Raw genomic sequence first — 16212 nt, 5'->3', positions numbered from 1 at the left:
GGAGCATCATGTCTAGCAACGAGTGCCCGAGTAACAACAACACTACCATTATAGTATAGATCGAAGTTCATAAGGACCAGATTGAACGCTATGGGGGGCACCCAGGCATTCGCGACATCGATTTATTGCTTTCAGCCCTGGCGATGCCACAGGCCTCCTTCAACGGGGAGTTCCTCCATAGAGACATCTTTGAAATGGCGGCAGCTTATGCATTTCATATCTGCAATAATCATCCATTCTTAGTAGCCAATGTTACTCGCCATTTATTCCACCTGTTGCAGAGCGCACATTGCAGCGACACAAATACGCAGGTGTGAACGCCTATCCCAATAACGAATGAAGCTGTTCGACTTCTGCCTGTCAACCCCTGATAATACGGAGTTGTTCATCACGTTGCACTAGATCTTTCACATACCCCCTGGCCATCTCGTAAAGATGGTCGTAGTAAACTGCCAGGCGGTCCAATGGAGCATTGATCATTGCCAGTGCGGTGGAGTCCTGCTGCCGCAAAGCCGCCTCCAACCGTTCGAGCGCCCGAAACCATTCGTCCACGGGCAGGGAGGCTTTCTGGCAAAAAGCACGAATGAGCCATTGTTGTTCGAAGATGGAGCGTTCCTTCCAGCCCGCTGACTGCTCGGCAAGCGTCGTGCGCACCGAATGGCAAAGCGCTGCCGCCTGCTCGAATTGCTCAGGCGTCAGCGAGCGGCTCCCGACCGTCTGGCCCTGTTCAGGAATATTAATTCCGGCGTCAGTCAACGCCTGCATGGATGAAGTCTCCTGTCCGCGATGCGGAGGACACGTAAACGAATACGCCCCAATTGCGGGCCACCATCCCGGGAATGAAGGCGCGCGCCAGCAGGATCGGCCCGCGCAGGTTCACGCGTTAACTGGCATCCCAGACCTTGATATCCACGTCTTTCACTGCGCCTACAAGTATAAAGTACGGTTACGATCTGTTCCGTCCATAGAAGGACCTAGGTGCCGGCCGAGTTTATGAAACGGGTAATCAAGGAGTGGCAATAACGCGTGTCACTCCAATTCAACTACCTTCACGCCGATGCCATACAGACGGGCGATCTCGTTGATCTCCTGCTGCCCGGAGATGAGGCATGCTTTTTCTCGCGCCATGGCAAGCGCCTCCTGGGTAAACCCGCCCGTCGAAACAAGCCAAACCACAAAGTCATGACTGCTGCGCGCTTCCTGAACCGCTTTTGCCGCCGCAAGCGCCCTCTCCACTTCCTGCGCAGTCATTGGTTCCTTCTTGCGGTACTTGCATTCCGCTACCCACACGTGCCTCGCCCCATCCGCCTCGTAATCCCCATACGCATCAACCTGGTATTCCTGCGAATCAGGCAGCTTTACGACGATGTCGCCATGCGCCTTGAAAAGCGGAGCCGTGACCTTCTCTCCAGGGCGACCGAAGAGGACTCCGTCCAACTCTTCCCCGTTGAACCTGGACATCACATTTTGCACCACCATCTCCAAAAACTTGCCTTTCACATAGTTGAAAAGCCCCTGCTCACTTAAATCCACCTTCTCTATGTCCTTCAGCTCGTTTTCATACCGGTTCTGGATGTAGCGCATGAGCATAATGTCGTTGAAGGTGTAATACTTGAAGTCGCTCCGGTATACCAAGTCCGCCTGGTAGAGCTTCTCGATCTTTTCTTCCACGGCGTGCTTGCTCACTTTGAGCTTGCCAGCGATTTCATCTATGTTCACAGGAGCGTTGTTGTATTTCGTAAAGTAGTAGATGATCTTCTTGCCGAGTTCCATGTCGTTATCCTGGTTGATGAACTGCCGGTTCTCCGCAAAATGGGTCTCCCAAAAGCCGAAGATCTTGCCCCTGGTGGCTTCATATTCGATGACCCTGTCAATCTCCTCTCTGGTGAGAAAGCTCTTGCCGGGACAATCTGATTCGGCGCAGCAGTAAACGTAATATGGATGACCGTTCACCTGGGAACTCAGATAGATGGCGAGTTCATCCGTAGTCTCAGCGTCCCGGACTTTGAGCAGCTTTTTTAGCAGCGCGGCCCCGTCCTCGATTGTCAGGGGCTTCAGATACTTAAAGCCAAACCGTCCACCCAAAGGACCACCCATGACGGTGCGAAAGATCACGGTCACCGCCGAGCCTGAGACCAGCATAGGGGCGCGCCGGCTCTGGGACTGGCGGTCATAGGTGGCCGTGAGGTCCGTTGGCCTATCGGTCTTTGGGTCTACTTTCATCTCATCCTCGGCATCGTATATGTAGAATTTCATGTCCTGGAACTCGTCGATAATCACCGCCACATTGATCCCCAGAGCGGACCCAAGGTATTCGGGGGTGGCGATCATGTCCTCCCAATGGTTGCGCGCGTCCTGCCAACCATAGTGGTGATATCTTTTTACAAACTTCTTTATATGCTGTTCTTGAATATACCGAATCCTTTCGTCATCTGTCTTTATGTCCAATAGATCTTTGAGATCTGTGGATCTATTTCCATATAACGCCGAATCCTTGAGGATATAGGCGATATATTGTCGAAAAAAGGTTGTGTAGTATTCGAGCAGAAATTTATGTAGCGTGGTCTCCTCCCGCTTCATCTTAAAGTAGAAGGGCGCCACCTCATAATCCTTAAAGAAAACCGTATTGACCAGCCGGTCCAATACGGCGGTCTTGCCCAGACGGCGCGGAGAGATGAGCGCCTGGCTGCTGGAGATGCGGCGTTTGATATTTCGAACCCAGCCTTCCAGTTCCCGCAGGATCTCCACCCGGTCGGTAAATTCCTCTTCGGAGACTAATTCCTCTACCGGTGGAATCTTGGGCGCGATCATTCACATTCTCCTTTCGCAAGACAATAGAACTGCGTGGCTCTGGGAGCCACAAAATCCTAGACATTATTAAAAGGATTAAATTTATTATACCATTCACCTTTAAAAACCGAAAGATCTTAAGCTGCGCGCTGCCCGGCCTTTATCGAACCTAACCCTGCGCCAGGCTTCGAACCAATGGATAGCTGACTGATGCGACCCTGGCAAAAGGCGCATCAGCCGTCCAAAGCTCACATTTCTCTCTTTCAGCCAGGGCGAGATACGCTGCACTTTATCATTTATGCATCCAGATAGAAACAAATCACTATGATCGGGCGGCAGAATAGACAGCGGCTCGTTCCTTATTGAAGATAACGTCCACTCTGGCGAAACCTACCTCTAACAAAAGTCTCCTCTGGGTATCGACCGAAAATGGGATATCTACATGATAAATGGCCTCACTAGGGTCCCCGGCCATCTTTGCAGCATATTCAGCGAGATAACGCTCTTCCTCCTCGGGGGATACCACATAGTCACCTTCTATATATTTGCCGCCTGGCTTGAGAGCATTTTTGATCCTTTCATACAACCCTCGTTTTATGTCCTTTACGAAGTGATGCATCGCCTGGACCGACACTGCATAGTCGAATTTCCCTTCTGAGAAATGGGTCGTCAGATATGACCCATGGATGATAGTGAGCTGATGTGACCTTCCGAGATATTTAGCTTTTAATCTATCCAGCATATTTGCTGATAAATCTATGCAAGTAACGCGAGCGTTTGGAATTCTGGCAAAGATATCTTCGAGCTCAAGACCGGTCCCGCAACCAAGGTCGAGGATGGAAATCCGTTCGCTCGTTGGAGTCATGGGGGTGGCCACCGCTCTATAGAAAGGTTGAAAATCGGCTGCAAGTACCTCCCTCATATGCGAGTCATAGCCTTCCGCCCTTCTGTCAAAGAATTCAGACATCCTTTCGATATTTGCAGGCCCGTGATTACTCATTTCGCATAAACCTCCAATCATTGAAGAAAGGCGTTAAGTTCTTTGTGTCTCCTGTCTGTAAGCGAGTTCCAACCTAGGATAGCCCCTGCACTCTTTTCTGTCTACCTGTTTTGCATGTATCTGAACTTAGCGCCGCCAATTGCCAGGGGCATACCATCATCCATGGGAGGCCATGGGATATTCCCAGTTTGGCCGAATACGCATGTTGTAAACCAGCTTCTTCCATGATATACTCATATCTGCGACCCATTTCCAATTGCATGATGTAGCTGACAGCCTGAACCCCATAACTACTGAGACATCCTTCTCCGCCATGTGCGACCAAGAACGAAACCAGTTTGGAGGGGAGACGATCAATGTTTTCCTTGAAACAGAAGGCTTTGATTTTGATGCCACTAGTGCTCTCCATAAGCACCTATCTTTGTTATCAGTGGCTGGTTGCGCTCTTCGGCCCCAAGGCCGGCTATTTCGGCGGTTTCCTATTCTACTGGATTTGTTGGGGCCTATTCTTTTCTCTATGGATTCTAGGACGCCAGGGTTTCCGAGAGTCATTCCGGGATACGCCTTTCCGTTTCGGGCGGCCGGCATGGTTAGGTTTGACCCTCTTGATGATACCTCTGATTTTGGGTTTTGGCTATGCCTTCCCGAAAGTATTGCCAAGAGCAGATCTAGTGATCATTCTAGCGTCGTCCGGTATCGCCCTGGTCAATGGAACCCTCGAGGAAGTCCTTTGGCGAGGAACTTATGTTAAAATATTTCCAGGTCATTTGTTCCTTGGCTATATCTATCCGGCCATTGGCTTTGGGGTCTGGCATTTTTCACCCCAATCTGTATTCCCAAATACCGCGCCCGGGGGAAGCGTTTCCTTGGTGATTGTAGCTGGGCTGGTGGGCCTGATGTGGGGTTGGGTAGCGAGACGCACTGGCTCGATTCTCTGGACGACCATCTCTCATATTCTCTTTGACTTTTCTGGCCTTGGAGCTCTGATCTATTTCCGCTAGAGAGCTCGTAGGACACATCTCGCGGCGCCAAATAGTCGCTTACGTGATCTCTTGGGCTACCGGCTTCTCCCCGTCCACGTCTGGTCGCCCAGGTGTCACCGATATCAACAGCCCCCACCATAGCTTCCCAGCCTAAATGTATAGGTGATGACTTTCTCTCTAATATTTCAGGTGGCCTTATTTAGTAGAGCCTCTACATTACTGATAAATTGCCGCAAAGCGGCAGGGCTGTCATCGATGAAGTTGCGAAGCGCTGCCCAACGAATATCAAGATATTGATGCGCAATGATATTTCTCATGCGGGTGAATTCCGCGAGCTTCTCAGCAAGGCTCTCTTCAAGAAGCCCTACTATCCCGGCCTGCACCATAGCATCACGATAAGTTTCCGGCACAGGGAGATCTTCTGAAGATAATACGATTTTGACTATATCAGTGCAGGCATTCACAATGTTTTCGACCAATCTTTCCAAGCTGCGCCTACGATCTCTATCTGTAATATAATCCGCCTGGGTCATGGTGGCAAATCGGAGAAGATCCCCCGCTTCTACTCGAAGAAAATCCAACCTTAACGCAATGCTATTGATCTGCTCTGCTGATAGGCTGAACATGCTTCTTCCCCCAATGCCGGCTTCTTTCGCGCAAAAAATCCATTTGGAACTCGCGGAAATCCTCAGCTTCGCGTGATTTTGCAAGCATGAGTTCTAGCCGCAGCTTCGGATTTTTGTCAACAAGAATTCTCCCCCGCATTGCGGTCCAGGATATACCGGGTGGGGCGTCATTTAACACGATAAGATCTACATCTCGGTGTGAAATATCTTCCAAATGATTCCAGATGTCGGCAACATCCTGGTCTAAATAAGGCGACGCTAGATAGACGGCAATATCCAGATCTGAACTGGACCTAGCTCTGTCTTTTGCAAATGAACCAAAAAGAAATGCTAGTATGACCCTGGAATCGGACGCGAGGTAACGCACAATCTCCTTTTGCCGATCATATTCCAGCATGAATGCACTCGCCTCTTCTGACAATGGTAGGCATATCAATCATGTGCATTATAACATGCAGGGCTGCTGACGACAAGGCGCTGCAACATATCAACATATCTGCAAAAATCAATGGCCGCAATGACTCCGTTCCTTCACGCCTATATTCTTTATCCCTCCGTCATACCTGCGGCTCTCTATCTGCTGCAATGCTTCCCTTGCCGCTTCCTCCGCCGTCTTACTTGAGAACGTATATACATTCTTGAAGCTGTCTATCCCTATGGGCATTTGCTTCAATTTCCTTCGCATGAGAAAACCCCCACTCTCTCCAAATCCTCCTCTGCGCCCCAGATCTGCGAGCTTTTCTCGCCGCCTTTCAGATATCGTTCAGGTACTCGGGCTAAAAGGCTACAGGCAGTTTGCCAGCTATCCTGGTTTTTGCAAAGCAGGAATGGCCGAGATCGTCAGGTTCATTGCAGACGAGATCTCGCGCGACACCTATATCAACATCATGGTCCAGTACCGGCCTGAATACCGCGCCAGGGAACATCCGCCCCTCGACCGCCCGATAACCCGGCGCGAATACCAGGAGGCGATGCGCCTTGCACGCGAAGCCGGCCTCCATTGGTCCGCCCGCTAATTTGCTTCGTCGCATAATAGGGTCGCATAATGGGGTAGGGTACTGCGCAACCGCACATCTCTGGGAGGTTGCCCTGGCGGACTGATATCACAGTGTCAAGGAACATAGATCATCTTGCGTGTCATTCCCCCATCGATCACGATATTGGCTCCGGTGATGAAATCATTTTCTTCTTTGGTGAGATAGAGGCAGGCCCTGGCTATATCGTCGGGTTTTCCAACCCGCCCGGCTGGATGCTGAAGGTGATCAATCTCGCGCAACTGGCTGTAATCTCCTGTTTCGATCCAGCCCGGGCTGATGGCATTCACCTGAATATGATCCGGCCCAAGCGAAACAGCCAAAGCATGGGTCAATGCGATGATCCCGCCCTTTGAAGCTGCATAAGCCTCTGTATTCGGCTCAGACATGAAAGCCCGGGTGGAGGCGATATTTACGATCGATCCCCTGCCCCGTCTTCGCATGACCTTCGCCGCCTCGCGAGAGCAGAGAAAGATGCTGCGTAGATTGGTATTCAACACAAGATTCCAGTCCTCGACGGTTAACTCATAGGGAGATTTCGGTATAGAAATGCCAGCATTGTTAATCAAAATATCGATTCCACAATAAGCCTCATCGACTTCTTTCATCAACCTCTGAATATCTCCGGGCTTTGTCACGTCCGTCGGACAGAAAATGGCCTCTCCACCGGATTCTCTTATCGATTTGAGAGTCTCTTCACCAAAGGCTGAATCTTTTTCTGCTATGACCACCTTCGCGCCGTGGGATGCATATGTCATGGCAATGCATTTCCCGATTCCTCTACCGGCTCCCGTAACTATAACGACCTTATCGGCGAAACTCATTGGTACATCATCTCCTTTAGCTTGGGGTCCACCATAAGATCACTGGCGTCAGTCAATTGCCAACATGGACTTGCTCTTTGCCCGCCAGGGCGTTACCCGGACTACGGTGACAGATGTTGGGTGCCCCGGAGGGGACCGTCAAGGTGCTCAGTGCTCAGGAGGTGATGCCCGCCCCCCAGACGTGGTCGGCAATCGTGCCTGCGATCCTGAGTGTCAAAGCTGACGCGACTATAATAAGCAGAATCATTGCCGCCACTACTGCCCAGCCTGGGAGCCCTGCATCAAGGGCCAGCATCACAGCGAACCCTAATATTACAACAATAACAAAGCCCACCAGCATCCCCAAGACTGTATTGAGATTCGACTTGATGGCCTTCTGAGGATCGTTCCAGTTTAACATCGGGCGCGCCATGTCAATGACCACGCCCCACAGGCAAAAGCTGGAGGATGCCAATATCCCGATGATCGTCCCTGCCAATAAGGACCACAAAGGGAGCCTGAGGATATACTCGATAGCGGCAAGCCCGGGCAAAGCACCAAGGATAATCATCCATTCAGCTCCGAGTGCCTTACCTAGAGCAACCATCCTGCCGCTCAGGGGCAAGCTCATCGGAATCCATATATTCCTCATCCCCTCTCGTGAAAAAGGCGTAACCGGGATGGAAGACATGGCCGCCATGACAAAAAAATACGCGCCGACGACTAGCGCGCCCACTGCCCTTATATCAGGGACGGAATATAGCATTTCCCAGAACTGCTGGAGTCCGGATTTGCCCACAGTAGACATCATGATCATCATCACCGGGAATATCACAAAACCGGCAAAACCGTTGAGCACGAAAGCAGGTGTCCTGACGAACAGCCGCATTTCAGTGAGCGCAATGGCCACATATGGGGAGTGTTCAAGGTATCTTGAAACGGGAAGCTCATTTACGAGCACGAGGGATTTCCGTCTCGTTCGCGCCCCCGCCTCAAAACCGCTGATAACCCCTTCGTAAAAGACCTTGTTTCCTATCGCGAGAAGCGCTGCGACTCCCAAGACTGATGCCCCAAGAAAAAGGACGAGATTGGATAGACCTGGCGCTGTCCCCGCCTCTGCGAGGGCCTTTGTCGCCCATATGCTGGGAGGGAACTGTCTCCCCGCGATGTCCACGAGGCTATTGGCCGCCGAAAGCATCTTTCTTACGAACTCGCTCTCCTCACCAGGTGCCGGAATCGTCGTCTGCACAAGGATCTGAAACCCTAGTACAAGGGTGATGAACAGAAATCCACCAATCATGATAAGAGCGTCTTTTCTCCGGGAGAGATTCGTCACTCGCATCAGGAGCACCGCCGGGATGGCGGCGATGACCAATGGAATTACGGGAAGCGAGAGGAATATCGCTATTGCTGTCAGTCCATACACCAGTGGGTTCACACCAGCCTTAATGGCGTAGGCAATGATCAGGGGGATGAGAAACACTGCGAGCCCGACATATTCATTTGCGAGGATTACTGAAAACTTCCCCAGAAGCACCTCCGCTGGCCGGAAGGGCAATGGAATCAAGATGAGCAGGTCGTTTGAGAAGTAAAAGACCGCTATAACCAGGACAAAACCCAGGATCATCACTATGACCTGGGATAGCAGTATGCCAAGGATCAGGGTCAAATCCTCCTGCCCCAGGGCGGCGGTGGCATCATAATACATAGATGCAAGCTTGAAGACCCCGATAGCCAGCAAGACGGCGAGGATACCGATAGAAAACGCAATAAGGATTGGCTCCCAGAGGCGTTCGCGCTTTTTTAGATAGTAGTAGCGCGAATGCGATATACCGAAATTCATATTTAGCTGGGTGAGGATCAAGGATAAAAGGCGTGTTTTCACCGGCCTCGATCCCCCTTCCCTGCCCCGGGCAGCCTGGTCCCGGCCTTTCCGGTTTTTATCCCGGCCTTTAGATTTGGAGACCCGGTTTCCATAGTGGTATCGAGCGATGCGGTCTCGAGCGATCTGGTTTCTGTCAACTCGAGGAAGATATCCTCGAGGGATTCATCTGTCTTGTGCATGGCGCGAAGCTCTTCCATTGTGCCGGAGGCGATGAGGCGCCCCCGGTTGATGATGCCCACCCTGTCACATAGCCTTTCTGCAACCTCGAGTATGTGGGTGGAAAAGAATACTGCATTTCCGCGGTCGCAGTGTTTTCGCATGAGCTCCTTGAAGAGGTGGGAGGATCTGGGGTCGAGGCCGACCATGGGCTCGTCCAGGATGAATAGGCGAGGGTCGTGCAACAGGGCGCCCATGAGCGCCAGCTTTTGCTTCATCCCATGCGAGTAACTCTGGATTATATCAGTGATTGCCCCGCTCAACTCAAACATATCTGCAAGATCCTGAATTCGTCGCCTTCTTTCATCTTGTGAAACACCAAACACATCCGCGATGAAATTGAGGTACTCAATTCCGGTGAGCCTGTCATATAGGTCCGGATTATCAGGGACATATCCAATCTGGCGTTTGACGCGAATTGGATCTCTTGCTGCGTCAAAACCGTCCAGAATGACTCGCCCCTTATCAGGCCTCAGAAGCCCCACAACTATTTTTATGGTGGTGGTTTTCCCGGCGCCATTCGGGCCAAGGAATCCAAATATCTCGCCTGATCTAACCCCAAGGTCGAGGCTGTCAACCGCGGGTCGCGCGCTCCCACGATAGGTCTTGGTAACTCCCTCCAAATTCAATAGGAAAGATCCACTCAACGAATTACGCGGCGTCGGAAGCCCATGCTTTCAGGCATTCAGGCATGTGGGGAAGACGCCGCTTCCCCCCTCCTTCGCTATTTTGGCCCTTCCATACTGGCAACTATACTGCACCGCCAACTATACAGCCAACCCAACTACTAGCACGTTAGGCGGCCCTTCTATTCAAATTTTATCACTGCGCTGCCAGTCTGTATATTACGTTGGTGTAAAATTGTAGAATCGCTACCGGACAGCCCAGTGGATAGGTGCTGATGCGTATGAGTTGTCTGAGCCCTCTGAGCCGGCGGAGGGGTGGCTGGTGCGCTGAAGAAGGAGGAGGCCTATGTGCGATCCTCGTTGCCGTTTCCATGCGATTTGAGTACAATGGAAGTGCACAATACTTATAGGGGTAGTCTCAATGCTCAGCCCATTACTGCCACCGAATTCAAGGCCGAAATCGTCAGGCACCAGATTTTTCGAGAAGTCCTGGATAGTTACGGAGGTTGAACATGGTTGAACCCAAGCTGGTTACGGCTTAAAGTTTGGATCCTGGCTCTCCCACTGACGTTACTGTTGGTGGTGGCAGGCCTGCCGGCGGGCCTGCGGACGGCAACGTCCCCTGCAACTGCGGCTACTCCTGGGGAGACATCGTTGCCAGGCAAGGAGTTGCTGCAGCCTCAAGAGATGCTGGAGGACCTGAGTTATATTACCTCGGTCATACAGCAAGTCCACCCCGCCCTGACCAGCCGCTTTGCACGTGATGAATTCGCGGCACGCGCCGGTGCTATGAAAGCGCAGCTACAGCAGCCCTTATCAGCATGGAGGTTTTTCGCCCTGGCTAATGCCCTAGTCTCTTCCCTGCAGGATGCACACACCATTCTCTGGCCCCCTGACGCAGGGTTGCTTCCGGTGGGCCTGACCTGGGCCGAAGACGGGATCGTGGTCACCCAGGTCCTCGACCCCACCCTTCCTGTGCGTCCAGGGGATGAGCTGGTCAGCCTGGGCGGTCGCACGCCTGAGCAGTTGTTGACAGAGCTCAGTGCCTGGATCCCCCATGGGAATCTGTATTGGGTCAAAGCCGTAGGCGGCCAATACTTAGGGAACGGCATAGTCCTGCAAGGCCTGGGCTTGGTGCAGGAGCAAGAGCAAGAGCAAGAGCAGGGGCAGAAGCGGGAGCGGGAGCGAGAGCAGGGCGCCGGAGGGGAGACCGTTCACATGGTTGTCCGCCGTCCCCACCCTGTGGTATCCCGGCGAGCTCCGTCCGACGCCGCCGCCAGCGCTGGGGTCACCGCTACCGACGGCACAACTGCCAGCGCCAGCACCGGCACTAACATTAGCGCCCGGATCCCAATATGGGATGGACTGACTATCACCCAGACCGTGGAAGACACCGATGCCGCCACGGGGCGCACATCTTCCCCTGCAGCAGAAGCTGGTCTTCGGCCGGGCGACCGGATCTTGAAGGTAGAAGGTGCGCCGGTTCTTTCCACTGACGACCTTGGCCGCGCCATCCAGGAATGCGGGAGCCAGGGCCGCGCTATCCACCTCGAAGTGCTCCGGCGGGGGCAGCGGCTTACGTTCACCGTCCATCCCATCCCCCGGCGTGATCCCGGCGCTCCCGAGACGGTATACGTGATCGGCGTGGCATCCGGCGGGGTCCCGGCGGCCGAACCACGTCCCTGGTTCGGCTGGACTGTGGACCGCTCAGCAGAATATGGTCTTTTTTGGCTGGATAGGTGCGATAATACGAAGGCCTACCGCCAAGCCGTAGATGAGTTTTTCGCTGCCGTCCAAAAGGACGACATCCAGAGTGTCGCTATCGATCTCCGACGCAACGGCGGCGGCAATTCCATGGTGGTAAGCGCCTTTCTAAAATACCTGCCCTATAGCAACCTGCGCGCCGTATCCCGGTGGACACGCTTTTCGCCGCAATTGGCCCAACAGCGCAGCTTCTGGTTGAGCGTACTCACATTCTTAAGCCAGACCTTTTTCAACGGGCGGTGGTTCCCTTATCCCATCCAGCCGCGGGCGCGCGCGAACCAGCTGTTCCGGGGCCAGGTATACGTCCTGACCTCGTGGCATTCATTCAGCTCTGCCGTGGACTTCGCTGCGCTCCTCTCCGACAACCATCTGGCCCAGGTAGTCGGTACTCCCACCGGCGGGACGCCCAGCGAATATGGTGACATCCTGAATTTCAGGACACCCAACACCGGCTGGGCTTTCAACGTCTCCACCACCCGCTTCGTCCGGCCCGACCCGGCCCGCGACCCAGCGGACGCGCTCTACCCGGACGTCCCTATCTCCGCCACCATGCGGGACATCCGCGAAGGCCGCGACCCTGTATTGGAATGGCTCCGGCGGCAGCGGGAGATGTAAAATTCCAGCATCTATTCTTAAGTTAGGATTCTGACTAATGAATAGGCCGGGCGGTATCTCGCCCTCGGATCGATCTCCATCCTCTTTGTGCCTTGTCACTGTCGAACTCGGGATCGTCAGCCACACTGAAGTGCACAAGGTCCCTATCGGACTCATATTTCGTAGCTAGGCTGTCGGCCGCGGCGCGAAGCCTCTTCTCGGAGGCTCTAACTCTCTTGCGGGGCTCTTTCCCAAGCAACTCATTCGCCGTCGCCTTGGAGACAAGGTTCTCGGCTAGCGCCTGACGAACCAGGAGGAGAATCCTGAGAGGCGATTCCTCTGGTAATTGATCTCCGGGCTCTTCTTTACGCCATCCCATCCTGCTAAACTCCTGGCAGGTCTTCCTGTAAACGTATTGAGAGATGACGCCCAGATCGTAAGCGCGTCTCGCCCATGCTTGCATACTTACCCCGTATTCCTGTTTCAAGATCATTAATTCATCTAGGTCAAGATGCGTAGGACTCCGCCGCCTTCTCGGCCTCGTCAACCGAGACCACAGGATCGAGCCGCACATCAAACTGGACACGCTTTCCCTCGGGGAATAGAGATTCAACCGTCAAGTAGTTCTCCAGCACGTTCGCCACGATGGCTTCGATGGAATGCTGAATCTTGATGGGGAAGCGAGCATGTCTACGGTATGCAGGAGCACACAGCTCCACCTGCATCCTGCGGAAGAAATAACCGGTATCCACTCCGAGTGCACGGGCAAGACGAGCAGCACGGACGGACGCGGCAAGATTTCATTGTGTTCATACTTAGCAATCGCTGTGGGCGACACGCCGATCTTACCAGCAAGCTCACGCATGGACAAGCCGCACGCAACCCTCGCCTGCCTGATCCTCCTTCCTATAGAATTGATACGACGGATAAGTGAAGGCGGTCTTGAGTTTCTGATACATGGTAGTCGAGAACAAACCGGTTGCATTCGGGGAAATGCCGTTTCTTGCGTTCAATCAGCTCGTGATGATCTGCTGCGCCTCTGCCCGGACCTGCTTATCATCGTGTTATATGCCTGCTTCCACGGCTTGATCTATCAAATCGCGGCTGTCCGTTTCATCGAGCAAGGCGGCATTCCAAGCTAGAACGGCGATAGCAATCAGGCGATCGAATGCGTGCTGGTCAGTGGCAAACTGCCTGTATGGCTCAAACAAACTTCATTTAAAACCATGAGGCTCAACTACCCCCATATCGCTCTTGGAACTCATTCACCGTGAGTATCTCCGGCCTTTCCAGGCTAAGGCTCAAGAAATCTTGATCACCACTTATAATCACATCAACGTCAGCCAGGATAGCAGAAGCTAATATTGGCAAATCGGCCTTATCTCTCATCTGAAGATGACCAAGAGAAACACCATTTTCGGGCGTATAAGCCAATTCAAATGCAAACTCCGATAGAAAGCGTTCAAGATTTAGCAATCTGTCTGGGAATTTCCGACGGAAGACTTTGCGGAGCTCCAAAACTACCTGAGTACACAACACAATAGTATGTTCCTCGGCCAGCAGTGCTACCAGTGCCGCCGGCCGAGACTCGGGGAATAGGAGTGCTGATATGAGCACGTTAGTGTCAATCATTACCCTCATGACGTTGTTCCCAGAGCTCCTTCCGAACCTCTTTTACCAGTCTGGAGACATCAGCTTCCGATACCAGGCCCTGTTTCTCTGCCAGGCCCTTCATGGCCTGCTGCATGTCTTTGAGCGCTACCAATGAGGCATTTGCTAGAAACACCCTGTCTCCTTCCGCCATGAACAGCACCTTGTCTCCTTCCTTGAGCTTAAGCTTTCTCCTGATATCGACCGGAATAGTAACCTGTCCTTTGGAACTGACCTTCGCCAGGTCAAACATCGGACATCACCCCGATTCTTTACATTCTCTATTTTTCTTACTTGTATTATATCAAATATTAAGGGTGAACATACCTGAGAGTCTCGCTGATGACATGCTCAGGCTTCATAGACGCGCCGAACATCAGCGAAGCCACACGGGCGACCTCGTCCCGCTGCTCATCAAACGCACCCGGCCCCGCCAGGGTTGCAGAGGTGCCCACGCACTGGAGGATTTCGGCGGCAAACGCATCCCGGGCCCTACGGACCAGCATCGCCACGTCCGCCCCCTGACGGCCCCGGTAGGTATGTAGCTCGTCCAAAACCAGGAAACGCAAATCCTGCGCAGCCTGAACCAGTTTCCTTTCATCAGGCCGTGTAAGGATGAGCTCAAGCATGACGTAATTCGTAAGAAGAATATCCGGCGGATTCGTGAGGATCCGTTCTCTTTCGGCGGCGTCCTCCTGGCCGGTATAGCGCGCAAATGTGACAGGTCCTTTGCCATCAGGGTCTCCCTGATTGAGGAATTTCTCGAGTGCCCCAAACTGCCTGTTGGCCAGGGCGTTCATGGGATAGACCACAAGCCCTTAGATCCCTCGCCCGGGGCCTCGACGAAGCACCCAGTCGACCATGGGAATAATATAGGCTAAACTCTTGCCCGAGCCGGTGCCGGTCGTCAGAACGTAATTGGCCCCGGTCCGCGCGATCTTGATGGCATCCGCCTGGTGCCTGTGGAGGCGTAGCGGTTTCCCCGTACTGCCCTCACCTTTCTTTAGGCGAAAGATGCGGCCACATTCGGGGTGGAGGATGCCGCTTTCTACTAATTCATCGATGGACTCGCCGGGTTCAAAAGACGGGTTGAGCTGAATTAGCGGGTCTGGCCAAAGCAATCCTTCTTCCAGTGCCCGCCCAACCATCTCCTGGATCCTCTCGTCTTGAATGTGGATAAAACTACGCACATAATGGCCATAATCTGCCACCAGACTGTCGCGCAGCTTAAAAACATCCATCACCAGCTATGCCCCCTTGAGTCTATGTACGGCATCGAGAAATATTGTATATAATTCTCCGCCTAACCACGCTTCCCTGCTATTCGTTTCGAGCTCTATGGCGCCGGGGGCCTGTCCCGGATGTTCCCCTTATACCCCGCCTTCCCCCTTATAGCCTACTATTTCGTTTGGATTCTTGCGTGCGACAACGATTACGTCTCGTTTGGATTTTAAGTGAACCAACTCGAGACGTTTACATCGCCCTAAGGATGTCATATAATATAGTATAGGTAAAGTAAAAGCGGCAACAGTAAAGGAGATGTGGTGAATGTCGGAAATCGTCAAAGTCTCGAGTAAGGGGCAGATCACGCTTCCGGCGGGGTTGCGGAAACGGTTCAATATCAAACCCGGGACCTACCTTCGCTTCATTGAGGGGGAGCGCGATTTCCGGGTGACCCTCGCGCCTCAGGGGATTGCCAGCCTGCGCGGGAAGGTCGCCGTCAGCGGCCCTCAGGACTTTAAGAAAGCCCGTCACGCCGCCATGGAGGACCGTATCAATGCGAAAAATACCCGTGCTTGATGCCAACATCATCCTACGCTTCCTGACCAATGATAACCCGCAGAAAGCGGAAGCCTGCTCAGCTCTGCTTGAGAAGGTGGAGCGCAACGAGGAACAGGTTTGGCTTCCAGACCTGGTGTTAGCGGACGTAATCTGGACCCTGGAGAAGTTCTACCGGCAGAGTAAGGCAGAGATCGCCGATCTGCTTACGCCGATTATGAACCTGCGTGGTCTGCACTGCTCGGGGAAGGAGGCCGTTTTCCTGGCTTTGCGCCTTTACGTGCGCTACAACATCGATTGGACTGACGCCTTCGTGGCTGCACAGCTCATCTCCCAGGAAGCGGGGACCATCTACTCTTACGACCGGGATTTTGACCGAATCCCCGACGTGGTGCGGGTGGAACCGTGACAGTGAGCACAGACTCATGCGGATGGAGCTTAGCATCCCGGAGGGCTTGGGCT

General features: G+C 53.1%; 20 protein-coding genes and 1 pseudogene. 6 read left to right on the top strand and 15 right to left on the bottom strand.

Annotated features, from left to right (window positions below):
• The first annotated feature begins 59 nt into the window (after positions 1-59).
• Entirely contained in the window at positions 60-317 is a 258-nt protein-coding gene (locus HPY52_09740; GenBank protein ID NPV80539.1) for a hypothetical protein, read from the top strand.
• Positions 318-360: 43 nt separating this feature from the next.
• Here HPY52_09740 and HPY52_09735 read toward each other — a convergent pair whose 3' ends face one another.
• The 3 genes from HPY52_09735 to HPY52_09725 all read right to left on the bottom strand — a co-directional run bounded on the left by HPY52_09735 (position 361) and on the right by HPY52_09725 (position 3790).
• Positions 361-765 carry a hypothetical protein gene (locus HPY52_09735; protein NPV80538.1) on the bottom strand — a complete coding sequence of 135 codons (405 nt, stop codon included), beginning with the start codon at positions 763-765 and terminating at the stop codon, positions 361-363.
• A 264-nt stretch (positions 766-1029) separates the two neighbouring features.
• Positions 1030-2811, bottom strand: coding sequence for a hypothetical protein (locus tag HPY52_09730; GenBank protein NPV80537.1), 1782 nt, complete (start codon positions 2809-2811; stop codon positions 1030-1032).
• A gap of 301 nt (positions 2812-3112) precedes the next feature.
• Positions 3113-3790 (bottom strand): class I SAM-dependent methyltransferase, encoded by a 678-nt coding sequence (locus HPY52_09725; GenBank protein ID NPV80536.1) that lies wholly within the window; start codon positions 3788-3790, stop codon positions 3113-3115.
• 356 nt (positions 3791-4146) lie between these two features.
• Here HPY52_09725 and HPY52_09720 point away from each other — a divergent pair, with 356 nt between their 5' ends.
• On the top strand, positions 4147-4791 hold the full coding sequence (locus tag HPY52_09720; protein ID NPV80535.1) for a CPBP family intramembrane metalloprotease: 645 nt from the start codon (positions 4147-4149) through the stop codon (positions 4789-4791).
• Positions 4792-4958: 167 nt separating this feature from the next.
• Here HPY52_09720 and HPY52_09715 read toward each other — a convergent pair whose 3' ends face one another.
• The 7 genes from HPY52_09715 to HPY52_09685 form a co-directional block, all read right to left on the bottom strand.
• Positions 4959-5399, bottom strand: coding sequence for a DUF86 domain-containing protein (locus HPY52_09715; GenBank protein ID NPV80534.1), 441 nt, complete (start codon positions 5397-5399; stop codon positions 4959-4961).
• Positions 5368-5796, bottom strand: coding sequence for a nucleotidyltransferase domain-containing protein (locus HPY52_09710; GenBank protein ID NPV80533.1), 429 nt, complete (start codon positions 5794-5796; stop codon positions 5368-5370). Before HPY52_09710 ends, HPY52_09715 begins: the two co-directional genes overlap by 32 nt.
• Positions 5797-5904: 108 nt before the next feature.
• Complete coding sequence (locus HPY52_09705; protein ID NPV80532.1) at positions 5905-6084, bottom strand: hypothetical protein; 180 nt, start codon at positions 6082-6084, stop codon at positions 5905-5907.
• A gap of 91 nt (positions 6085-6175) precedes the next feature.
• On the bottom strand, positions 6176-6400 hold the full coding sequence (locus HPY52_09700; GenBank protein NPV80531.1) for a hypothetical protein: 225 nt from the start codon (positions 6398-6400) through the stop codon (positions 6176-6178).
• Positions 6401-6510: 110 nt separating this feature from the next.
• Positions 6511-7257, bottom strand: a complete 747-nt coding sequence (locus HPY52_09695) for a glucose 1-dehydrogenase (GenBank protein NPV80530.1) — start codon at positions 7255-7257, stop codon at positions 6511-6513.
• A gap of 154 nt (positions 7258-7411) precedes the next feature.
• Positions 7412-9121, bottom strand: a complete 1710-nt coding sequence (locus HPY52_09690) for a hypothetical protein (GenBank protein NPV80529.1) — start codon at positions 9119-9121, stop codon at positions 7412-7414.
• Positions 9118-9984 (bottom strand): ABC transporter ATP-binding protein, encoded by an 867-nt coding sequence (locus HPY52_09685; GenBank protein NPV80528.1) that lies wholly within the window; start codon positions 9982-9984, stop codon positions 9118-9120. Before HPY52_09685 ends, HPY52_09690 begins: the two co-directional genes overlap by 4 nt.
• Before the next feature lie 633 nt (positions 9985-10617).
• On the opposite strand from HPY52_09685, the gene HPY52_09680 reads away from it, so the two are divergent.
• Positions 10618-12342: a PDZ domain-containing protein gene (locus HPY52_09680; protein NPV80527.1), complete on the top strand. Its 1725-nt coding sequence runs from the start codon at positions 10618-10620 to the stop codon at positions 12340-12342.
• Positions 12343-12376: 34 nt separating this feature from the next.
• Here HPY52_09680 and HPY52_09675 read toward each other — a convergent pair whose 3' ends face one another.
• Both HPY52_09675 and HPY52_09670 read right to left on the bottom strand, forming a co-directional pair.
• Positions 12377-12814, bottom strand: coding sequence for a hypothetical protein (locus HPY52_09675; GenBank protein NPV80526.1), 438 nt, complete (start codon positions 12812-12814; stop codon positions 12377-12379).
• A 123-nt stretch (positions 12815-12937) separates the two neighbouring features.
• A complete protein-coding gene (locus HPY52_09670; protein NPV80525.1) occupies positions 12938-13192 on the bottom strand; it encodes a helix-turn-helix transcriptional regulator in 255 nt (84 codons plus the stop codon).
• Here HPY52_09670 and HPY52_09665 point away from each other — a divergent pair.
• Positions 13149-13463, top strand: coding sequence for a hypothetical protein (locus HPY52_09665; GenBank protein ID NPV80524.1), 315 nt, complete (start codon positions 13149-13151; stop codon positions 13461-13463). The genes HPY52_09670 and HPY52_09665 overlap by 44 nt on opposite strands.
• 91 nt (positions 13464-13554) lie before the next feature.
• On the opposite strand, the gene HPY52_09660 is transcribed toward HPY52_09665, so the two are convergent.
• The 3 genes and pseudogenes from HPY52_09660 to HPY52_09650 all read right to left on the bottom strand — a co-directional run bounded on the left by HPY52_09660 (position 13555) and on the right by HPY52_09650 (position 15212).
• Positions 13555-13962: a putative toxin-antitoxin system toxin component, PIN family gene (locus HPY52_09660; protein NPV80523.1), complete on the bottom strand. Its 408-nt coding sequence runs from the start codon at positions 13960-13962 to the stop codon at positions 13555-13557.
• Positions 13946-14224, bottom strand: coding sequence for an AbrB/MazE/SpoVT family DNA-binding domain-containing protein (locus tag HPY52_09655; GenBank protein ID NPV80522.1), 279 nt, complete (start codon positions 14222-14224; stop codon positions 13946-13948). The genes HPY52_09660 and HPY52_09655 overlap by 17 nt, the downstream gene beginning before the upstream one ends.
• Before the next feature lie 58 nt (positions 14225-14282).
• A pseudogene (locus HPY52_09650) lies at positions 14283-15212 on the bottom strand (DEAD/DEAH box helicase).
• Positions 15213-15519: 307 nt separating this feature from the next.
• On the opposite strand from HPY52_09650, the gene HPY52_09645 reads away from it, so the two are divergent.
• Both HPY52_09645 and HPY52_09640 read left to right on the top strand, forming a co-directional pair.
• Positions 15520-15771 carry an AbrB/MazE/SpoVT family DNA-binding domain-containing protein gene (locus tag HPY52_09645; GenBank protein NPV80521.1) on the top strand — a complete coding sequence of 84 codons (252 nt, stop codon included), beginning with the start codon at positions 15520-15522 and terminating at the stop codon, positions 15769-15771.
• Complete coding sequence (locus HPY52_09640; GenBank protein ID NPV80520.1) at positions 15749-16159, top strand: PIN domain-containing protein; 411 nt, start codon at positions 15749-15751, stop codon at positions 16157-16159. Before HPY52_09645 ends, HPY52_09640 begins: the two co-directional genes overlap by 23 nt.
• Positions 16160-16212 lie beyond the last annotated feature (53 nt).

The sequence above is a fragment of the Bacillota bacterium genome (assembly GCA_013178415.1).
In the GTDB taxonomy this organism is placed as follows: Bacteria; Bacillota; SHA-98; order Ch115; family Ch115; genus Ch115.
The sequence above is the reverse complement of the archived record's forward strand: the minus strand, read 5'-3'. Positions and strand labels throughout refer to the sequence as shown.